At 47.5% G+C, this 20014-nt stretch carries 21 protein-coding genes, 1 tRNA gene, 1 other RNA gene and 2 pseudogenes; 14 read left to right on the top strand and 11 right to left on the bottom strand.

Annotated features, from left to right (window positions below):
- The first annotated feature begins 55 nt into the window (after nt 1-55).
- Nucleotides 56-131: transfer RNA gene (locus J07HQW2_RS10500), tRNA-Cys, on the top strand.
- A 333-nt stretch (nt 132-464) separates the two neighbouring features.
- Here J07HQW2_RS10500 and J07HQW2_RS10505 read toward each other — a convergent pair.
- On the bottom strand, nt 465-740 hold the full coding sequence (locus J07HQW2_RS10505) for a WNWW family protein (protein WP_048075636.1): 276 nt from the start codon (nt 738-740) through the stop codon (nt 465-467).
- A 433-nt stretch (nt 741-1173) separates the two neighbouring features.
- Nucleotides 1174-1573, bottom strand: an RNA gene (rnpB, locus tag J07HQW2_RS16720) — RNase P RNA component.
- Between the two features lie 99 nt (nt 1574-1672).
- On the opposite strand from rnpB, the gene J07HQW2_RS10510 reads away from it, so the two are divergent.
- On the top strand, nt 1673-2275 hold the full coding sequence (locus J07HQW2_RS10510; protein ID WP_021055481.1) for a TIGR00296 family protein: 603 nt from the start codon (nt 1673-1675) through the stop codon (nt 2273-2275).
- Nucleotides 2276-2597: 322 nt separating this feature from the next.
- On the opposite strand, the gene J07HQW2_RS10515 is transcribed toward J07HQW2_RS10510, so the two are convergent.
- Nucleotides 2598-3764, bottom strand: coding sequence for a nicotinate phosphoribosyltransferase (locus J07HQW2_RS10515; protein ID WP_021055482.1), 1167 nt, complete (start codon nt 3762-3764; stop codon nt 2598-2600).
- A 262-nt stretch (nt 3765-4026) separates the two neighbouring features.
- Nucleotides 4027-5592, bottom strand: a complete 1566-nt coding sequence (locus tag J07HQW2_RS10520; RefSeq protein WP_021055483.1) for an Hvo_1808 family surface protein — start codon at nt 5590-5592, stop codon at nt 4027-4029.
- Nucleotides 5593-5661: 69 nt separating this feature from the next.
- Between J07HQW2_RS10520 and J07HQW2_RS10525 the strand changes: the two genes are divergently transcribed.
- A complete protein-coding gene (locus J07HQW2_RS10525) occupies nt 5662-6243 on the top strand; it encodes a cysteine hydrolase family protein (protein ID WP_021055484.1) in 582 nt (193 codons plus the stop codon).
- Between the two features lie 189 nt (nt 6244-6432).
- Nucleotides 6433-7743 (top strand): dihydroorotase, encoded by a 1311-nt coding sequence (locus J07HQW2_RS10530; protein ID WP_021055485.1) that lies wholly within the window; start codon nt 6433-6435, stop codon nt 7741-7743.
- Nucleotides 7744-7817: 74 nt separating this feature from the next.
- Here the strand turns inward: J07HQW2_RS10530 and J07HQW2_RS10535 are convergent, their stop codons facing one another.
- The gene (locus J07HQW2_RS10535; protein WP_048075638.1) at nt 7818-8621 is read right to left on the bottom strand and encodes a DUF5806 family protein; all 804 of its coding nucleotides are present in this window, start codon (nt 8619-8621) and stop codon (nt 7818-7820) included.
- Between the two features lie 247 nt (nt 8622-8868).
- Between J07HQW2_RS10535 and J07HQW2_RS10540 the strand changes: the two genes are divergently transcribed.
- A complete protein-coding gene (locus J07HQW2_RS10540; RefSeq protein WP_048075639.1) occupies nt 8869-9234 on the top strand; it encodes a universal stress protein in 366 nt (121 codons plus the stop codon).
- Nucleotides 9231-9779, top strand: a complete 549-nt coding sequence (locus tag J07HQW2_RS10545) for a GNAT family N-acetyltransferase (RefSeq protein WP_021055488.1) — start codon at nt 9231-9233, stop codon at nt 9777-9779. Before J07HQW2_RS10540 ends, J07HQW2_RS10545 begins: the two co-directional genes overlap by 4 nt.
- Nucleotides 9780-9878: 99 nt before the next feature.
- Here the strand turns inward: J07HQW2_RS10545 and J07HQW2_RS10550 are convergent, their stop codons facing one another.
- Nucleotides 9879-10337, bottom strand: a complete 459-nt coding sequence (locus tag J07HQW2_RS10550) for a universal stress protein (protein WP_021055489.1) — start codon at nt 10335-10337, stop codon at nt 9879-9881.
- A 200-nt stretch (nt 10338-10537) separates the two neighbouring features.
- Here J07HQW2_RS10550 and J07HQW2_RS10555 point away from each other — a divergent pair, with 200 nt between their 5' ends.
- Together J07HQW2_RS10555 and J07HQW2_RS10560 are read left to right on the top strand one after the other, a co-directional pair.
- Entirely contained in the window at nt 10538-11014 is a 477-nt protein-coding gene (locus tag J07HQW2_RS10555) for a universal stress protein (protein ID WP_048075245.1), read from the top strand.
- A gap of 184 nt (nt 11015-11198) precedes the next feature.
- Nucleotides 11199-12562, top strand: a pseudogene (locus tag J07HQW2_RS10560) (DHH family phosphoesterase).
- Between the two features lie 110 nt (nt 12563-12672).
- Here the strand turns inward: J07HQW2_RS10560 and J07HQW2_RS10565 are convergent.
- A complete protein-coding gene (locus J07HQW2_RS10565) occupies nt 12673-13161 on the bottom strand; it encodes a DUF5807 family protein (protein ID WP_021055493.1) in 489 nt (162 codons plus the stop codon).
- A gap of 234 nt (nt 13162-13395) precedes the next feature.
- Here J07HQW2_RS10565 and J07HQW2_RS10570 point away from each other — a divergent pair, with 234 nt between their 5' ends.
- The 3 genes from J07HQW2_RS10570 to J07HQW2_RS10580 all read left to right on the top strand — a co-directional run bounded on the left by J07HQW2_RS10570 (nt 13396) and on the right by J07HQW2_RS10580 (nt 15261).
- Complete coding sequence (locus J07HQW2_RS10570; protein ID WP_048075246.1) at nt 13396-13779, top strand: Hsp20/alpha crystallin family protein; 384 nt, start codon at nt 13396-13398, stop codon at nt 13777-13779.
- A gap of 583 nt (nt 13780-14362) precedes the next feature.
- Nucleotides 14363-14806 carry a 30S ribosomal protein S6e gene (locus J07HQW2_RS10575; protein WP_021055495.1) on the top strand — a complete coding sequence of 148 codons (444 nt, stop codon included), beginning with the start codon at nt 14363-14365 and terminating at the stop codon, nt 14804-14806.
- A gap of 5 nt (nt 14807-14811) precedes the next feature.
- Entirely contained in the window at nt 14812-15261 is a 450-nt protein-coding gene (locus J07HQW2_RS10580) for a DUF7112 family protein (protein WP_021055496.1), read from the top strand.
- A gap of 40 nt (nt 15262-15301) precedes the next feature.
- On the opposite strand, the gene J07HQW2_RS10585 is transcribed toward J07HQW2_RS10580, so the two are convergent.
- Nucleotides 15302-16057 carry a hypothetical protein gene (locus tag J07HQW2_RS10585; protein ID WP_021055497.1) on the bottom strand — a complete coding sequence of 252 codons (756 nt, stop codon included), beginning with the start codon at nt 16055-16057 and terminating at the stop codon, nt 15302-15304.
- A gap of 839 nt (nt 16058-16896) precedes the next feature.
- Between J07HQW2_RS10585 and J07HQW2_RS10590 the strand changes: the two genes are divergently transcribed.
- From J07HQW2_RS10590 to J07HQW2_RS10595, 3 genes are all read left to right on the top strand, one after another.
- Nucleotides 16897-18243 (top strand): response regulator, encoded by a 1347-nt coding sequence (locus J07HQW2_RS10590; protein WP_021055498.1) that lies wholly within the window; start codon nt 16897-16899, stop codon nt 18241-18243.
- A 42-nt stretch (nt 18244-18285) separates the two neighbouring features.
- Nucleotides 18286-18414, top strand: coding sequence for a hypothetical protein (locus J07HQW2_RS18515; RefSeq protein ID WP_303704080.1), 129 nt, complete (start codon nt 18286-18288; stop codon nt 18412-18414).
- A gap of 103 nt (nt 18415-18517) precedes the next feature.
- Nucleotides 18518-18721 carry a hypothetical protein gene (locus J07HQW2_RS10595; protein ID WP_021055499.1) on the top strand — a complete coding sequence of 68 codons (204 nt, stop codon included), beginning with the start codon at nt 18518-18520 and terminating at the stop codon, nt 18719-18721.
- Between the two features lie 386 nt (nt 18722-19107).
- Here J07HQW2_RS10595 and J07HQW2_RS20035 read toward each other — a convergent pair whose 3' ends face one another.
- From J07HQW2_RS20035 to J07HQW2_RS18525, 3 genes and pseudogenes are all read right to left on the bottom strand, one after another.
- Nucleotides 19108-19383, bottom strand: coding sequence for a zinc ribbon domain-containing protein (locus J07HQW2_RS20035; protein WP_394324645.1), 276 nt, complete (start codon nt 19381-19383; stop codon nt 19108-19110).
- Nucleotides 19308-19604: a hypothetical protein gene (locus J07HQW2_RS18520; protein ID WP_303704081.1), complete on the bottom strand. Its 297-nt coding sequence runs from the start codon at nt 19602-19604 to the stop codon at nt 19308-19310. Before J07HQW2_RS18520 ends, J07HQW2_RS20035 begins: the two co-directional genes overlap by 76 nt.
- An 87-nt stretch (nt 19605-19691) precedes the next feature.
- Nucleotides 19692-20014, bottom strand: a pseudogene (locus tag J07HQW2_RS18525) (hypothetical protein); the annotation flags it as partial.

Here is a 20014-nt window from a genome sequence, read left to right on the forward strand (position 1 = left end):
ATGACACGACGGACTCCGATGGGCTTAAGCGCGACAGCAGCAAACGGCTGCATGTGCCAAGGTGGCAGAGCCTGGCCTAACGCGTCCGCCTGCAGAGCGGATCATCGCCGGTTCAAATCCGGCCCTTGGCTTTAGTATAATATCATAATTGAATCAACTGTATGTTAGTGGTTCCTGCTATTTTGAAGCGATTTGTATAGTTATCAGAGGGAGTTCGTTATCGGGGGTTGAGTATCTTGAATCATCGTCAGAGTCATCGCTTGGTGTAACAAATCCGTTTTGAGGCGCTATTGGTGAGTAATTGAGTTCTTGATATTTGAGACTCCATTGGATAGATCGTTGACGAGAACAGCATATATGTATTATATCGAAGATATGGCATCCACACTGGATCAATAGTCGATATATTACGAGAAGATAGCGTGGTTAAATTTGAGCGGTAGATAAAGTGTTTGTGGGTTGAGTTACTCCGTATCTGGAGTTGTAGTTACCTGAAACTCATGATAGCCACCGTATGCTGTTTCAAGTGCGCCGAGCCACCAGTTCCATCGTTCGGCGATACTTAGATCATCTGGAGCGTCTGATAGATTATCAATAACCGTTGCGACAGTAAGCGTCTCACCACGATCTGTTTCGATAATACCAGCGTCAGCAAGATCTCGAGCTTGACGTGCAACAACACGCCGTTCGCTTGGTGATCCATCAAATGCTGACCGAAGTGCTTGTTCGACCGCATCCATGCTGACCGATGGAGTGGTGACATCATGATCATGATCATGATCGTGGTCTGTGGTCGTGGTCGTGGTCGTGATTGTGTGTGGCGGGCTGGTCATCATGCGGTGTGTCTGTCATCTCAAATCACTCCTTGTAGAACATGTTGTCTCGGGAGACATTTGAGTGTCTGGATATCACTGGGCAACGGTAGAATAGTGTGTTGTTTGTCTGGATCATATCCTCGGTGTATATTTCATTCCTGTTTTTGTCATTGTATGACATATGTTATGGACAGTATCAGCTTAGTTGATCTGAGTTAGACAATCGCTTTTTGATCATCGGGAGACTTACAAAGCGATATAACAACACTATGACAAATATTTAGTTTTATTTGAGGGATATACTGTCGACTGATGTGTTATATCGACACAATATTGTTATACCTGTGAGAAATAACATGGCTGAGAGGAGTAAGCCCCCTTCTGTTCGACTCAGCATTCGGCTAAGCGTCCACGCCCTGTCCAGACTACCTTTCTGGCATGGACTTGCACCGGTGAGGATTCGCCGTTCCATCCATTCTCAACCATCTAATGCGGTTTTAAACCGTCAGATGTTGACGGATAGAATCGCTCCCTCGACGGGTTAACTTCCGTCCCTTACGGGGTGGTTCGCACGTCTCATTGGTCCGGTTGAGTGGTATCGTTTCTGTTCCAGCGCCAGTTGTCTCCAACTCCGAGCTTGCGTCCGGTCACCTGTCCAGACGGTGGGGGGACTTTCCTCGTTTGTCGACAGTATGATTGACGTATTAAGACGTCATTTTATTTTCAGTGTCGACCACGGGAGCTGAGCTCTCTCTGCCAGTTAGACTAACGCCAAAGTACCCAATAAACTGTTCGGTCCGTACAATATCACCGGCTGAAGGAAAGCGTTCAAGTTCTCAGGGAAATTGTCTAGCTATATGCCAAAGGCGCAGGCCGTTTCCCTTTCGTATAATGATGGGGCAAGAGCGGTCGAGTTAGCGCGTGAATCTGTCGAGTCATACGTCCTCCATGGGCAACGTGAACAACCAGGAAGTATGCGCGATGCCTTCTATACCCGAACAGGAGCGTTCGTCCGTATTCATTCAACCCGTGGACGGGGTCGACTCCGTGGATGCGCTGGCTCATCGCAAAACAGCGACCAACTCGGACATGCTATTGTTGATGCAGCAATTCAAGCCGCTTCAAGCGATTCTTGCGGATCGGAACTTGAAGAGCCTGAATTGTCAAATCTCATGGTGTCTGTTTGTATCGTTTGCGATCGCCTCTCAACTGACAACCCTATCGAGGATGTTGAACTCGGGACACACGGTCTTATTATCGACCGCGATGATGAACACGGATGGATGCATCCAATAATCCCCGTTGAGAATGGCTGGAATAAACAACAATTTGTCACCCGTGCGTCTCGAAAAGCTGGACTTAGCCCATTAGCGTGGCAGGACGAAGCTACAGCGGTGACTCTGTTTGAAGGTCAAGTGTTTCGTGAGCGTCCTGACGGTGGGAGTGTCGAAGAATTATAATTACTTAGTTCATCTCAATATGTCTGTGTTCCAGCTTCAGGATTGATCTTCTCAGTTTACACTGAACAGGAAACGAGAACAGAACTCAAAAGTCAAGCGATAAGCTGGAAATACGGTATTATTCGACACACGTACTGATGCTATTAGAACATCCTATTTGGGGGTTGAATTAGCAAATTTCTCAACACTCGCCACATGGAGAGTGAGTAATTAGCGATTAAGTGCATAGTTCTGCGGGAATAATAGACTATCCATGGTCATCGTTAATTAGGTACTCACGGTGTGAGTCTTGACACATTTGTTTTTGAACTGATCAGTATTGTTATTTACTGTTAATCTCGTATCCACATCGATCGCAGTCTTGAGTTGCCCGTTGTGCTGCAGCATCAATACCAAAGTCAACGTCATTGAGTATATTTCCATCTTTGATTACAGGCTTGAGGAGGGATTCACTGTCCTCAGATAATGAGCGATCCTGCAACCCGATATGATGTCCGCCATCAGACGTTCGATACACGGATTTAATTCCAGCGAGTTTGCCACGCTTGGCGACCGACTTATTATTGACAGAAACAATATCAAGTGCAAAATCAACCGGGTCAGCAGTTGAAATATACCCCCCGATACCAAACCCATCTACAACATCGCGAAGATGAACCAGATCTTCTGGTTTGAGTCCGCCTGAAACGAAAATATCGATATCACCGTATCCTCGTGTATCCAGTGTCCATTGCACCTCCCGGATAATATGCCGGAAGTCACCTCGTCGTGACCCTGTTGTATCAAGCCGTATGCCATCAAGTCGGTCACCAAACGCTCGTGCCGCTCGAAGCGCTTCATCAGCCTCATCAGAGTATGTATCACATAGTGCAATTCGAGGCACGTCTTCGGGGACAGCCTCATCAAAGGCTTGCCATGCTTGCTCCTGTTCGCCACGTCCAAAACAAATCAATAGTGCATGTGGCATTGTTCCTCCGGCTGTACGGTCAAGGATGTCGCCCGCAGCGACGTGTGAAAACCCATCGACTCCAGCGATCAGTGCGCTTCGTTCGACCATCGCTGCAATTGTAGGGTGGACATGTCGAGCGCCAAATGAAAGAATTGTTGACGATGGGGCAGCGGTTCGGGCATCACTCGCAGCTGTTGCGATGCCGGATGCATGTGATAGGAAGCCTAATATCGATGTTTCAAGTTTGGCAAAATCAAGATAGTTTCCTCGAATACGAAGCACGGGTCCGCCATCAAAAAGACGACCAGGAAGGATTGCGTCGACGTCAATATCTCGTCCTTCAAGCAATGCAACAACGTTTTTGACTCCAGCCATCATCTCAAAGTTTCCATCAGGAAACTGATCAGCGGTTACTTCAGCAACGATAGATGGGTTCCGACCGGCATGGCGGAGCGTTGTTTCTGTTCTATTAAAATAGGCATCCGTCGCCCTCCCAGAGGTGATCGCTTCTGTATCGATGATATCAAAATTCAAATCCATTACCCTGCATTCATTCGGCAGAGTTAAAAAACACATCTGCTGAGAAACCCTTGACTATGTGAGTCCTCAATTAAATTCGCTCAGTGGACGGTTCAACATGAGGGTATACCGCCATAGCGGATGTTCAAAGTAACACATAAGATTGCAGTTGAATTGAAACTATAGGTCATTGAATATAGTTGATTACGATCTAATTCCAGTAATAAAAATCCTCGACGTAGGGTTGTGGCGTGCTAGAGTTACTGGATTTTGTTTGCGATATTTAGGATGCCATTGTTGATTCTGATTGTGATCGGATTTTATCGAGGGATTCAGTCTCTGGTCCATTAACGATCACAACCTGTGTGCCATCCTGTGTGACTCGGAATGAATCGGCATACGGACCATCGGGTATGACATATGTTCTCGTTGTTTGGGCTGTCGACCCTGGATTCTCAGATCCTGTCTGTTGGGGTGTAGTTGCATCACGAGCAGTGAGGATCGAGCGGTATGCGTTGCGGAATTCTGTTGCGTCCTCATTGCTTTCCCACGTCGTTACCCACACGTATCCGTACTCAGTTGCCTTTCCATCTTGTGTGCGATATGGGAATAGTCGATCATTTTCCCAGCCTGCCGATGGATCGGCAATGTAATTATATGCATCATACTGATTCGTCGGCTGTGTGAGTGCCTGCGGTCTGACCGTCTCAGCACCGACGGTTCGTGCTTGATTCCAGAACATCACAAATATCGATGCCTCTCCGACAGTGTCGGATCCGTCTTGTCCCACTGATTCAAATTGACTCCAGTTAGTAGATGACCGATCTGTGTATGTAATTGGTTGTGGCGTCTCATTGGTTCGGTGAATAACTTGCTCACTTGCGACTGGTGGTGATTCGAATCGATCATTAACAGCAGCCCATCCACCTGACTCACGGAGATGATTGATATATCCAACACCATCTGAATACGGCTGGAAGATGGTCACAAAGATTCCGAGATTCGATGGTCCGCCACCTGATCCGCTATCTCTGCCGGTATCTGTTGGGAGTTCAACACACTCCCAACTACCTCCACAACGGTCAACATACGCTGATTCGACGTATCTTGCATCACCTTCGATTAATCCATCAACCGCTAACTGTCCGTCTTGTGTTGTTGCTGCGTATCGTTCCTCTGTTAGGTCATAATGTTGATCTTGCACTGCATGGACAAGTTCATGAATCAATGTTGTATTATCAATTGATGCTGACTCCGGTGTATCCGTGACGATTGTAATTGCATCATCACTAGGGCTATAAAATCCGGCGACAGATGACCCTCGTGTTTCTTCGATTGCTTGTTGTGTACTCGCAGACTCACCAACAGCAAACAGCGCTTCCCACACTTGATTATTCCACGCCTGGAACTGTTGACCCTCCGTTGATTGCGTGTTTCCATCTCTTTGTGAGCGATATTCTGATCGCGAGATGACCGATACTGGCACTGATGATTTGAATTCTAACTGCCGGATATACTCAACACGAGCCATTCCTCGTCCGACATACGCTTTCATTTCTTCATCTGAGAGTCCATTCGTTTGGTCGACCGTAATTGACTCATTATACCAATAGCCTGATTCCCATCCAAGTGGGTCACCAGCAGGGTCACTGAAATTTGCATCTGGCGTTGCAACCTGTGGTGGTGGATCGGCGTTATTTCCTTGCTCGATACCCTCCCCTGCAGTTGACTCTGTGGACGATGAATCCTCTCCTAGACCAGGGTTGAATAGCGACCCGCCCCCACTACACCCCGCGAGAATAATGAGGACACTAAGTGCTATTGAGGCACGTGAGATTCGCCGGGACATGATGACACGTACCTTATGAGGAGGTCTACGCGCAAAAGTACCTTTGTGCTCGCATGACGAATAGACGATATGGTTGAATATTCATTCGATACAGACACGACTGCAGTCGTTGTTGTCGATATGCAGGTAGGGTTTTGTGACCCATCTGGGAATATGTATGCTCCAGGTAGCGAGGCCGTTGCTGATGATGTCCGCAATCTCGTCACGGATGCACAAACTGCAGGTGCACATGTTGTGTATACGCGTGATGTGCATCCACCAGATCAATTCGATGATGCACATTATTATGATGAATTTGAACGCTGGGGTGAGCACGTGCGTGAGAGCGACCCGGAGACTGAACTTATTGATGGACTTGAGGTTCGCTCACGGGATCACGTTGTTGTCAAACATACATACGACGCATTCCACAACACCGAGCTTGATGGGTGGCTCCGTGCACACGGCATTGATGATCTCATCTTCTGTGGGACGCTTGCGAATGTCTGTGTTCTCCACACCGCTGGCAGTGCTGGACTCAGAGATTACCGCCCGGTGCTCATTGAGGATGCAATTGGTGCGATTGAATCTGATCACCGTGAATACGCACTTGAGCATTCTGAGTGGCTCTTCGGAGAGGTCTGTTCTCGGGCTGATATTGACTTTGTCTGATCTAGCTACGGTGTGTCACTACATGACAAGAGAACCGGGGCATTTAATATTTTGACATATCTGGATACAGTGTATTATCGAAGTGTCCGTCAGAATAAAGACAAAAAATACCGACGGGATGGAAATCCACTTTTCAATTACACTAATGAGAACCGCTGGGCTTAGGTATGCTCGTTGGGAGGACTGATTATGTCGAGGCTGTTCAAAGCGGCACGACTTCCAGATGGTCGCATCCGTGATGTTCGCGTCATTGATGAGACAATTGCAGCCGTCTCGGAATCACTCTCTCCTAACTCAAGCGAGACCGTTGTTGACGCGCGTGATAAGTTCCTTTTTCCGGGAGCGATTGACATTCACGTACATTTCCGCGAACCTGGCGGTAGTCATAAAGAAACATGGGAGACAGGATCGAAAAGTGCTGCAGCCGGTGGTGTCACAACTGTTGTTGATCAGCCAAATACAGATCCGCCAACAGTAAACAAGACCGCATACCAATCAAAGGCGGCACTGGCAAACGACTCAATTGTAGATTACGGGATCAACGGTGGCGTTACCCCCGATTGGGAGCCAACTGAGTTACTCGAGTGTCCGTTGCTCGCATTAGGTGAAGTTTTTCTTGCAGACTCAACCGGAGACATGGGGATTGATGAAGAGCTATTTAGACAGGCACTCATCAGAGCAGCCGAGAGAGAAGTCCCAGTGACGGTCCATGCTGAGGATGCAACCCAATTCAATACAGATGCACGTGATAATGACTCAGACGGAATTGGGGCTGACGCGGCTGGTGATATTTGGAGTGAGTATCGCTCAGCACCGGCTGAAATTGATGCAATTGAACGAGCCATTGAGATTGCAGCAGAGGTTAATGCGGACATTCATATCGCACATACAAGCACTCCGGCGGGTGTCGATGCAGCAACCGCGAATAATGCCACATGCGAGGTAACGCCACATCATCTGTTTTTATCGCGTGATGACGCAGCCGAACTCGGGACCTACGGACGAATGAATCCGCCACTTCGAAGTGAATCCCGTCGAAGCGGGCTTTGGGACCGGCTTGTCAATGGCGATATTGATATGATTGCAACTGATCACGCCCCACACACGAATGATGAAAAAGAAGCTTCACTGTGGGATGCACCAAGTGGGGTCCCGGGTGTCGAGACAATGCTTCCGCTATTATTTGAACGCGCTCGTCGGGAGGAAATCAGTTATGAACGGATTCGTGACGTGACGGCTCGAAATCCAGCGTCTCGATTCGGGCTTACTCAGAAAGGACGAATCGCCGTTGGCTATGATGCGGATGTTATCCTTATCGATCCAACTGCTGTGCAGACAATCAACGGTAATATGCTTCACTCAAAATGTGCATGGACACCGTTCGATGGAATGAGTGGGGTGTTTCCGGAGTTAACAATGGTTCGTGGAACAGTTGTGTATGATGGCGAGACGCTCGGTCCAGCCGTTGGTATGAACATACCCGCTGCTCAAGAAAAATAATATCCCTAATTGATATTTGATATTTGATATTTGATGCGAGGATCGAATTTGGACTCCTATTAGATCTTGTCCGTCTATTCCGATCCGTCAGATTGAGATGCAGAATCAGAATCGATATTGGCACTGGTACTTTCGTTTGCCCGGAAGTCATCACTCGCCTCACGGACCTCCCGCATTACGGTTGAAATTCGATCTTCAGCTTCTAATTCATCGGCAACTGAAAGATCAACCCCCTCGACTTCAAGTAAGAATTTTGCTGTTTCTGTGACCTCATACATCAGCTCATCGAGTTCATCAGCAGTAAAGAACCCCGACATCGCCCCATAAAGAAATGTTGCACCAGCCTGTGTGACTTTTTCTTCGAATGATGACCGTGCTTGATTGACTGCTTGTGGCGTGTATGTGTCAGTCATGAACGGAATCAACTGTGGCAGATTTGCTCCGATTTTTGTCATCTCGACACCAGTTTCTGTCCGGAAATCAGAGCACAAGCGGGCAATAGCCCACTCTCGGGCGGTGATATATGTCCGGTCTCGGAGAAAATTATTAATCCGGTCATACTGTGCTCCATCGACTTTTTTGAATCGTGCATATTTTGCAACATCAGGCGGTGGCGATGACTGTCCACCAGCATTCATTACATCATGCTGTTCGGTCGATGACACCGTTTCATCGTCCGTCATATCCGATTGAGCATCATCAGGCGTGTCTGAATCAGTGGTCTTGTTTTCATCGTCCGACTCATTATCTGTCGTGTCAGTATGTGTTGTGCTATCACGCTCGCTTGTTTGCTCTTCGCGATGATCGCGGTCATAATCTCGCTCCCGACCCTCGTTGTCCTCATTTATTTCGACGTCACTGTCATTAGTATTGCTCATACCGAGGTCAGTCGCCGACACCGCAAAAGTCATTCTGTTGTCAGCAACAAACATGATACTTTTTATTCACTTGATAATTGGTTATTTCATCCGCCTATCGAGACTGATGATAACCGTAGAAATCGAATTAATAAAGCAAATATATAGCCATTTATACAATAATATTCATCCAGATAAGCGTGGGTCAGTATCACCTATTGAGAATATTATCCGACAATTTTTCTATCCTGCCAACATGACCCGCGATATGAAGGTTCTTCTAGGCGCTGATGGAACTGATGGTTCCTTCCACGCGCTTGAAAAAACAGTCACACGGGCTGCTGAGGCGGGCGATGATTTAACAGTTGGAATTGTCACTGCAAATTCTGATCAGTCTTTGACAGAGATTCAATCAGGTGTCGATGATATCGTTGAGCCCTCATATGTTGATGCAACAGTTCGACATCTTGATGGTGACCCTGGTAGTCAATTAGTTGAACTGGCTGAGTCAGAGGATTTCGATAAACTCGTTATCGGGGGTAGCAAACGAAGCCCTATGGGGAAAATTCAGATTGGAAGCCTCGCTGAATTCATTTTATTGAACTCACCGATAACGGTCTCACTCATCAGATGAGTTCTGATCATACAGATTCGGATGAGTCCGTTGGACCATTCCCAATACCTCCCCGTGAATTTGAGGATCGTGTCGATCGTGACATTGAGATACGAGTGTATGATGGAAGCGATGATGAATACGAGGCACTCGTCGAGATGTACCGTGGTTTCGACTCGAAAGATAGAGCACAGGGAATTCCACCAGGTCGTGAAGAACGTATTCGAAAATGGCTTGATAATATTCTTGGATCTGACTGTCTAAATCTCATTGCATGGGATGGTTTAGCTGTTGCTGGTCACGCAACACTTGTGCCTGATGAGGACTCATACGAGTTAGCAATTTTTGTCCTCCAGGTATATCAACAGGCTGGGATTGGGACACAACTTATTGAAGCACTTCTTGGTCATGGGATTGACTCAGACATCACGCAAGTATGGCTCACTGTTGAGCGATGGAACAACGCTGCGGTTGCCCTGTATAAGAAAGTCGGATTCGAAGTTAGCGATTCAGAGAGTTTTGAACTGCAAATGTCGATTAATCTTGATAACGCTGAGATATCTTAATGTAAACTGTTGTTCCACTCATCAGAATATCGCTAATCGATTCCCATCACCGTGATTGTGATTGTGATTAATAGGTCAATTATGTAATTATAGCGTGACTCACACCGAGAGCACAGGTTGGCTTGCGTATAATAATACGTATTCTGCTGCTCTTGAGAGTACCTCACCCGGCTCTTCGGGGAGTGGCTCTCGCGGGATTACAAGAAAGTCTGCATCAATATCTTCGGCTGTATCAAGAACGACTCGACCAGGATGTGTCGTTTTTATCCGAGTCGAAAATCCATAGACGACAGATGTTGAGACAGCAATGTCGTGTTCGGCTGCAATTGTCTCTGCAGACTCGGTAATTGCTTGTCCATCAGTAGCGACTGCTGACTCATCGACGGATCCAGTTTCGATTGCCTGCACAATCTCTTTACTAAGCACGTGGACAACGTGAACATATGCGTCATACTTCGCAGCAATGGCACACGCATACTCGACGGCGTCAAGAGACTCCTCGCTGGCGTCGATTGGAGCGAGAATGAGATCTACAGACAGCAGTCGATCATCGGTCATACTCGGATTTCTACTGTCCGAAAGCAAAAATCCTCACATGTGCGGTTATGAGTATTACTCATATTTCGATTCTAGAGTCCGCTTTTGATACATCATTACCAATATGTGTTTTCTTCACTCAATCTGGGCACGATATATCGAATCAATTAGTAATTAAAGAGTTAGCTGGATTTATAATAATTAGCATAAAATACTTACATATGTTTGAGACCATTCTCATCGCTACTGACGGCTCCGAAAGCGTTCGTCGAGCAGTTGATACCGGATTAGATATGGCTTCGCGGTTTGATGCGACAGTTCATTGTCTGTACGTCATCGATGAGAGTGATGTCAACACTGATACTCAAAAACCCGGTTCAGATCATGATCACGATCACCCAGCGATGTATGAGCATGGACAAGAGGCAGTCGAAACCGTCGCAGAGCGGACTGACGGCGAGATTATCACTACAATTGAGCGTGGGGACCCACCAAGTGTAATTGAGGCATACGCAGGAGATATTGATGCTGATGTCATCGCGATGGGTACTCGTGGTCGACATGGCGAAAACCGATTTCTCATTGGGTCTGTTGCGGAAGAACTTGTCCGGACAGTCGAAATCCCTGTGTTGACCGTTCGTCAACTTGCTTCAGATGAGACCGACAATCGACTGACCGGAACTCCAGAGCGGATGTAATCTCTACTGTTCCTCTTATCACTTACAGAGTCTCACAATTTAGAATGGTAATTGCACGGTTTCGGGTATGACTGTATGCAACATATACGCTAATACGTCCGGTTGTTGCTCTACGCGATATTGACGTCAGGACAGTCACTGTCTTGAGTATCAATCACGTAGATATATTGTTGACTGAATAATCATGGATGACAAACTCATCAATAGCGCACATCTCTCGCTTTCGCGGAAGTCTCGACTTCCAGGGGCTGGATTCTTTTATCCGGATTCGACCGATGACGACGATGAAGATACACACGAGACAGTCGCAACTGCGGATGTGGTCGTTATTGCAGACGCTGATGCTGATGGACTTGGCTGTGTTGCATTACTTCGTGAAATGTATGATGCAACAATCGCGTGGGACGAGTTTGAACCAGTCGTTGCAGACCGCCTCACACGATGGGAGCGTGGGACCGATACCTCTTCACGTGAGACTCATGATACCGATGAGATGTCAGACCTATCCAATGGTGATGTCCCCTCTGATGCTGTAGAAACAGAGACAAACTCAGAAGTTGAAGATGTAGATGCAGATGCAGATGAACATCATCGGATGCGGATGCGGATGCGGATGATTCTGAAGATACAACACCCACTCCATCTGCTGAATCGGATGTTGCACTTATTACAGCAAGCCCGTACTCAATTGATGATGCATTATCGACTGTTGCAACGGAAGCACCAACTGGCGTTGACGTTTATATCTGTGATCTCTGTCCTGATGAATTCAATTGGATTGAAAGCGAACTTACCACAGTTGCCGACCGTGCCGAAACGGTTGCGTGGTATGATCATCACCAATGGGATTCTTCGACTGCCGATGCAGTACGTGAATGCGGTGTCGAATTGGTGATCGGTGAATCTGACGAGGAGTGCTCGACTGATGTTACCCTCCGGTCGCTTCCATATGAATTCGGATCACGATGGACTGAACTGGCAACTGTCACCCGAGATCATGATCTCTGGATAAAAGAAGATGCTCGAAGCGATGATCTTGCCGATTACGCATATTGGGCACCTCCGGAGGAGTATGCAACGGTTGTCGGAACACACGGTGTTGACCTCCCAACACTTGCATCAGAATATCTTGCACTCCGCCGCGTTGAAAAGGATGCACTCATTGATGCCGCTGTTGACCGTGCAGAACTCACGACGGTTGGTCCGTGGACAGTTGGAATCACCTACGGTCGTTGTTCGCAAAATGAGGTTGCAGAGACACTACGTTCGCAGGGTGCTGATGCAGCTGTTGTGGTGAAACCCGCTGGCAGTGCGAGTATCCGTGGCTCCGAGACATTTGAACGCTCACATGAAGTCGCTGGACAACTCAACGGTGGTGGTCACCCCCGTGCAGCAGGATGTAAGCCAGATATCTATGATGATATGCTCGATTATGCACATCACTGGACGACAGAAGGATCAGCAGCAAAAAATGTAATTCTTCAAGCGTTTGAAGATGTCGCTACATCGATTGAAGCTGATGTCAATCCAGCGCAGATAGAAAACTAACAGCAATCGAGTTCGGGTATTCTGTGAGCAAATCATTGCATACCGTGTCTAAGGCGATTTCATCCGACACTTGGAGAGTATATGAAAGAATGATACCCTATGTAATATGTTTAGCTGTCTTCGGCCTCACCTTCGATTGAAATTTCCTCATCAGGTTGGACGCCAGTTTCAGTTTCTGACCCAATTACCCATTTATCAGCATAATTAGACCCGCATACACAGTGAGCGTACGCATGTATGACGTCACCACGCTCATATAATCCCCCGACAGCCTCATTCTGTGGCTCTGAGAAAGCAAAAATAAATTCAACTGTATGCATGCCAGGGTCTGCACTTCGCTCAGGACATTCGCCACCTGCAAGATCACGAGCGATGTGACTTTGGGTTTTCATTGCTTGCTGTGCAAATGACATTGCTTCGGTTCCAGTCGCCGCTTCAAACGCTTGTCGTCCATCATCACCATTGACAACGAGTATATCTCCACCGGCAACTGAGTCGGTCATACGAGAGAGGGTATCTGCATTGAGTGTCCCCTCGGCAAGGAAGAGTGCAATATCATCGTGACGGTTCCCACGGAGAAATGACTCATGCTTATCCATATCGCTGTGACGCTGTGAAAGAATAAAAATCGCCTGAACATTGCTGCAATAGCATGAGCTCTCACTGGCGTCTACAACAGGTTCAAGCTGAATAATATATTAACTCAATCAGGGTAGTAGATAATATATTAATATCAATATAAACCCGCATCTAATGCTATAGTGTCTCATTATATCGAACAATATTTTTATTTCTCAATCCCATACGGACGAATGCACTTGGAGGTGAGATCAATGGTTCCGAACACACCAACAACATGGACGAGTGGTCTCGACCTACCAAACCGACTTTTCGGTTCACAGGCGAATCGCACTAATAGAACTGAAAACGGCTATGAGCTATATGAAGAGGACGACCAGTTTGTCCTCACCATCGATCTTCCTGGGTATGAACCCGAGGAGATTTCACTACGGTGGCATGACGGTCGTCTGAACGTCTCTGCTGAACACGTTGATGATGAACGTGGTCGCAGAGAGCAGACACACCGGACATTCCGAATGCCAAAGGATGTCCTTGACGATGATATCGAGGCGTCATATCGTAATGGCGTGCTCGAAATCACGCTCCCGATTGAGGGTGAGTTTACAGCTGGAAAACAAATCCCAATCGAGAGCTAATCGCATAACAGCGATTGCCGATACGGTCGGCGTTTGGATCTCGAATCCCATACAAATCATCCCGCGGAACGCGCTGTTATGCGTTCGGTTGTATATGATCATGTTCACGGAATTAACGGTTAATGATCAAATAAACCGCAAGTGAGGTTATCGTGAAAACAGCGTCGCGGGTTCAACCGCGCTGTGTTATTCTTTTTCTCATGAGCATTGATGACCCGGGCAGCGACTACCTGAGCGTTACAGACTCACTCTGCAGATTTATACGGTAAATAAGTAAGCTAAATCGAGTATGTGACCTCGAGTTACTGCCGTATGATGACAATTGATAGTATGAGCACTTTGTTCTGACCCTTGTCATTCTTGTCATGAGTAAGCGTGTAAACTCCTATCATCTTTGTCACGGTCAGATAACAGTACTATTGTGACTTCTTTCTATGAAGCTGTCCTGTAGTATCTTTATCATGATCTCCTGAGAACAGACACACACGAGGTCATAAAGATTAATTAGAGAGATTCGAGACTGCCTGAGACCGTATGAGGCGGTTTCGACGTTCTTTTTATTACTGGTCGGCTTGGTCACGACATGGCTGAATTCAAAGTCGTCGTCTCGGATACTACCGGTCACACTCGACAGTTCGAGGTCGACGGGCAAGATGCAAACCGATTCCTTGGTCTCGATCTTGGCGATGAGGTCGATGGAAGTGCCGTTGGGCTTGATGAAGCGACACTCGAACTAACTGGTGGTTCAGATAACGCCGGTCGTCCGATGCGAGGAGATGTTACTGGGGCTGACCTCAAGGAGTTGCTGCTTGAGGGTGGGGTCGGATATAAACCAACACGTGATGGTGAACGAAAACGCATCACTGTGCGTGGTCGCCAAATCTCTGATTCGACAGCACAGGTCAACGCTGCCGTTGTTGAGGAAACACCGATTCCTGTGTTACTCGGTGAGGAAGAACCTGAGGATGCTGATGAAGTTGATGAAACAAGCGAGGAAGAGAGTAGCGACGAAACTGACGCTGAGTAGTTACTGTGGCGGGTCGTCTCCCAAGTGATCATGACCAGGTGCAGTCGTATCGAGCATCGCTCACGCGGAGTGGGCGAATCAGACGTCCATCTCTTCAACTACCAACTGAAATCACGCTCACAGAAAACGAGATTATCCGACTTCTACTTGATGAGCAACAGACACACGCTCGTGTGAGTGTTGCCAGTGTTACTGCCGATGAGCAGGTAATTCGCGGTGCATTTGAAAACTCGCGAGTCGCTCGGACACCTGGTGACGGAGAGAATCTTCTCAACAAATGGTGTGAGAAACATGATTTAGAGATTGGTGATGCAGTCGAAATTGATGTTCTTGATGCAGGCTTTTGCTATGGCTTACGATCACCAGGTGATCGTGTCGTATACTCTGTCCCGTCTCGCCCGAATGAATCACTTCATAATATCGCAAGTAATCTTGATCACGACACTGCTGAGTGAGTGACATTCCAGAAATGCACTCACTATTGGGTGTGTGCAATCATAACCTACTCTGCTCTTGGTTAGTGATTGCTACCAAATGGACGAAGGTCCCTGCTTCTCCAACACAATTTGGAAATATTGTCACATATCCTGAACGTAGAGATATGTCTGGATCGTAGCTAACAATATCGTATCCCTGTGCTTCAAGTGCTGTCGGTCGATATTTATCTGCAATTAGTTGTTGTGGCAGACGACGTAGCCCAAATCGGCGATTTGTCTCTACAGTAATGTCGACAGTGGTCTGCATGTAATTATCAGTGGTATCAGTGGTGTCAATATTGACATGATAATTCCCCCATGATGAGTCGCCCACAGTGACTATCAATTTAACATCGGCAGGATCATTCGGTGCTGGCTGACACTTAACAGTCATTTCGATCGACTGTAACCCCAAAAGGTACCGAATTACATAGTGACCACCATCGTCGGTCGCCTCGATTTGATCAGCCAGTCCCCAGTGGAATGGAAGAATCGGCGGCATCGGACTTTGAAACTCTTTAGACACTGCTTCCGGGGCTTTGTTTGTCACAAGTGCAATATGACCATCCGTGGTGAATACTGGACTCTGAAAGATCACAAATACAGTGATGCCACATAGAAGCCATTCGTAAAAAGAGAGTAGAGCGAAGCTAGCACCAACAGACCCGACCACTGTGATCCCGACAAGATACGTCAGTACTCGCGACCGACGATAATACTGCGTTACCACCATACTCGCCTTCCCAGAACGACCGAGAGATTGCGTATCAGACATCTATACGGCTACCTCAACTGGATAATAAAGATTCCAACGAACCATTTCTGTGCGTGAACGTCTAGCGTCAACTAGTACTTATGAGACTACGATAGCCCCCACGTTCAGTAATTCAAACTCGGGTCGACGGTTTGGTTATTAGTATTCGACGGGATCCTGTGCTCTCATTGGAATCTCTATGTGACTGCACACACTGCAAGCAGTGACACTCAGTAACCAGCACTGTCCACTACAAGACATTCTATGTCGACTATGTGCATGGATAATTCAGATCAAGCAATACTGAAGAATAAGCGGCTAAAAAATACACTAAATGTCAGTTACTGATGATAGTATAGTTCTTTGCAGGAAACACCCGTCGCGTAGATATGTGTTTGTCTCACTGCATTTCGTCTGGTGACGGGTGCATCGTGCGTCGTAGTAGGGTAAGAGAGCAATTTCGATTTGATTCTGAGCCTGAGTCTGAATTAAACGACAGATCAAACGCAGTGCATGATTAGACACATAGTCGTCAGGGATGACGGACAGCTGATTTGAGACAAACACCAAGCCCTCACGACATTAAAAATAAAATGCAGTTAAGAGTATGATACATCACACACAATATCACGGCGGATTGTCAGTGTCTACTCCGAGAACGTACCGCTCTGGGAGAGATGCGGTATTGAGTCTAAAAAAGAATTATACACTAAGTAGTCCCGCACTAATCGATTGATTACTCAACCGATGAGCATATTCTAATTTTTAATATCATATTACCGAGATAGGTAATTCTATGTTCCCATTTTAATCTCGCCCGACAACTTTTCACTCTTGAACCTTGGTAACCAGTTACGGTGATGCGATTACCCCCTATTCGACCTGACTCCACAAAACAAATTCAGGTTCTTCACGTCGACGACGATCCCTCAATTATAGATCTGACAGAAACATTTCTTGAGCGTGAAGATGATCGAATCTGCATCGAAACTGCGGCCAGCGCCACAGAGGGATTAGAGCGAATAGTCAACTGTTCCCACCCACCTGATTGTGTCGTTTCTGACTATGACATGCCTGGGATGGATGGAATCGATTTTCTGGAAACTGTTCGAGAAGAATACCCTGAGATCCCGTTTATTCTGTTCACTGGAAAGGGAAGCGAGGAGATCGCAAGTCATGCTATCTCCGCAGGAGTTACTGATTATCTCCAGAAACGATGTGGAGCCGAGCAATATGAATTGTTGGCTAATCGAATCCAGAATGCTGTCCAATCGCAGTATCAGAGGCAGCGAGCTGATAGAATAGATGAATTGATGCGACTGACAGAGCTTGCTGGAGACACTGGTGGATTTGAGATCCACACTGATACCGGTGAGGTATTAATGACTGATGGTTGCCGGCGGCTCGCTGGAGTGTCCGATGATGAAACTCTCTCACTGGAAGAAGCAATCGAACTCTATCATCCAGACGACCAACCAAAGGTACGACAAACTGTCAGCCAGGCAACCGACATGGGTGAGCAAGAATGTGAAAGCTGGCGACTTCAGGCGCTCGACGGCACTGAACGCATAGTGGACGTGACCCTCACACCAGCCGAAGTAGACAAGAATAAATATAACACCAATGCCAACACTAGCATCGGCGCTGCCGACAAGAGCGAGTCTCATGCCGGGGATGTGGCAAAAATGCTCAGAGGTGCGATTCACGATGTGACCGATCGTCATCACCGTGAACAGCGGCTCACTAAACTCAATGGAGTCTCAAAAGACCTTCTCACGGCGAAAACACAACAGGAGGTGGTCAAAATTGGCGTCAATGCTGGTAGAGACGTTCTCGATTTTCAGGCGAATGCTATCCATTTGACTGAGGCTGGGGGAACACAGTTAGTACCTGCAGCACAGACCGATGAACTTAATATACACGTTGATGAGGTACCTACTCTCTCTGTCAGTGACAGCATTGCCGGGCGCGCTTACCGGCGTGATGAACCAATTGTTGTTGAAGATGCGCGTCAGCACCCAGACACTCATAATCCAGAGACTGATCTTAGGGGACATGTCTACCTTCCGCTGGACAATTACGGAATCTTCATCGCTGGATCCGAGAAGAAAGCGTCGTTCGACTGTCAGGATCTTGCATTCGGTGAATTGCTTGCGGGGGATCTCATAGCAGCGCTTGATCGCATCGACTATAATAAGACCGATTGACAGCAGAAAGAGAGCTATTTCTCCTCTCTGAGGAATTGTCTAGTGGCTTTGGAGTCGCGTTTTGATTCAGAGATAATCAACTCACAACAGACAACAATGTCATCAGCAACAGCATTTGCAGTGAACTACCCCGACCTACTCACTCACGGCTCGTCGCCGTTCTTTCCTTGAGGACGGGGTCTTGCCCTCGAATTTCGATAAAACTCAACACAAACGCAACAAGCTTGAATCACCAGACAGAGGAGATTTACAATATGTAATCATATTATTACATATGTCACTCGAACGGACCCGTGCCGCTGCATATCTCTGTGGGGCGTTTGCTGGTAGTCTGACGACAGCTGCAATTGTCGATATCCGTACCCGCTCGTTTCGGAGTGCAATAGTGGCGCTCATTGGTGCAACAGTATTTGGCGCTGCTGCCGTTGGATTAGAAGAGTGGACCCAGAACCAGACAAAAAACCAGGAGCCCTCATAATCGAAAGAGGGTGCATACTCATCGATTGGGCTCACATTACTGACCTAGCTTATCTAATAATTTTGATGTTTCTCAGGCGTAGATCACTGACATATCATTATGCTATAGAACAACAGATCACCTTTGATCGTATCATATTGAAGACACAGAAACCTACAGTGGAGATCACCCTGTCACCGATGGGCGGTAATCGACACCAGTCAACTACCCCACCCTACTTTGCTCATCGGGGAAACCGATTCGCTCGGTGAGCGTGGGGTGGGGCTTGTCAGTGGTCTCTCCCTCTGACCCAAACCTAACATAACCTTACGGATGGAGTGGAGTGGTGTGAGGTGTGAGAGTGTCTCTCTCAACTCGGTGTCTTCGACCCTGACCTGACTTTGACTTCAGAGCGTATTGACTGACGCTCCTCCAACGAGACGGCTGATGGCCTCGCAGGAGATACAATTCAGCGACATTTGTTGCCGCGTTATGATCGGCGTGATTCTGCTTCCCGCATCGCTCTGACACTCGAACTCATCACGGTAACGGTTATCGTCTCGAACACTTCCACAGTCATTACACCGCTTCGAAGTGTTCTTTGGGTTCACCGTATCCACGAATATGCTTCTCCCTTCGGCTTTGTATTCGACACACTGTGTGAGCGTGCGGAATGCCCACATTGCGTGCCAATCGGCATTGGGAACTCGCTGTCGAATCCCGTCCCGTCGAGGTCTTCGAAGATGATGCCGTCGCATTCATGTTCACCTGCTTCTTCGACAATCCCGCTTGCCACCGAGTGTAACACGTGCTTCACGTACTCGTCTTCCCGACCACTCAGTTGTTGCAGCGTGCGGTGAGCTGATTGCGTGCCACACTCTTGGAGGTCGCCACGGCCACGCATTTTCTCGAACTCTCTGCGGACGTGATTGAGCTGAGCTTGCCTGCACTGACAAAGCGTGCCGTGCTAGTGACGGCAATCCAATCTGGTTCACGCCGAGGTCAACACCCAGAACAGAACCGAACCGTACCGTACCGTTCTGCGTCGGTACCTCTTGTTCAGGCTTCTGTTTGCGATGCCCGAGATGCAGGTACCACTCTCCGTCTCGATGGTGTAGAGTGCTTTCGGTGTACTCCCCTCCCACTCTTCGTCGTCTAAGTACTGGTACTGGGAGCCGTTCTCGTTGCTTGGGAGCGCAAGGTCTGCTCTCACCCGTGAATAGTCCCCGAGCACAGTCAAAGACACTGACACTTGCTCTTTGTCTGGGAACACGCTCAGTGTGCGCCTGTCGTTGTCGTATGTGATGGACTTGG

The sequence above is a fragment of the Haloquadratum walsbyi J07HQW2 genome (assembly GCF_000415985.1).
In the GTDB taxonomy this organism is placed as follows: Archaea; Halobacteriota; Halobacteria; order Halobacteriales; family Haloferacaceae; genus Haloquadratum; species Haloquadratum walsbyi_B.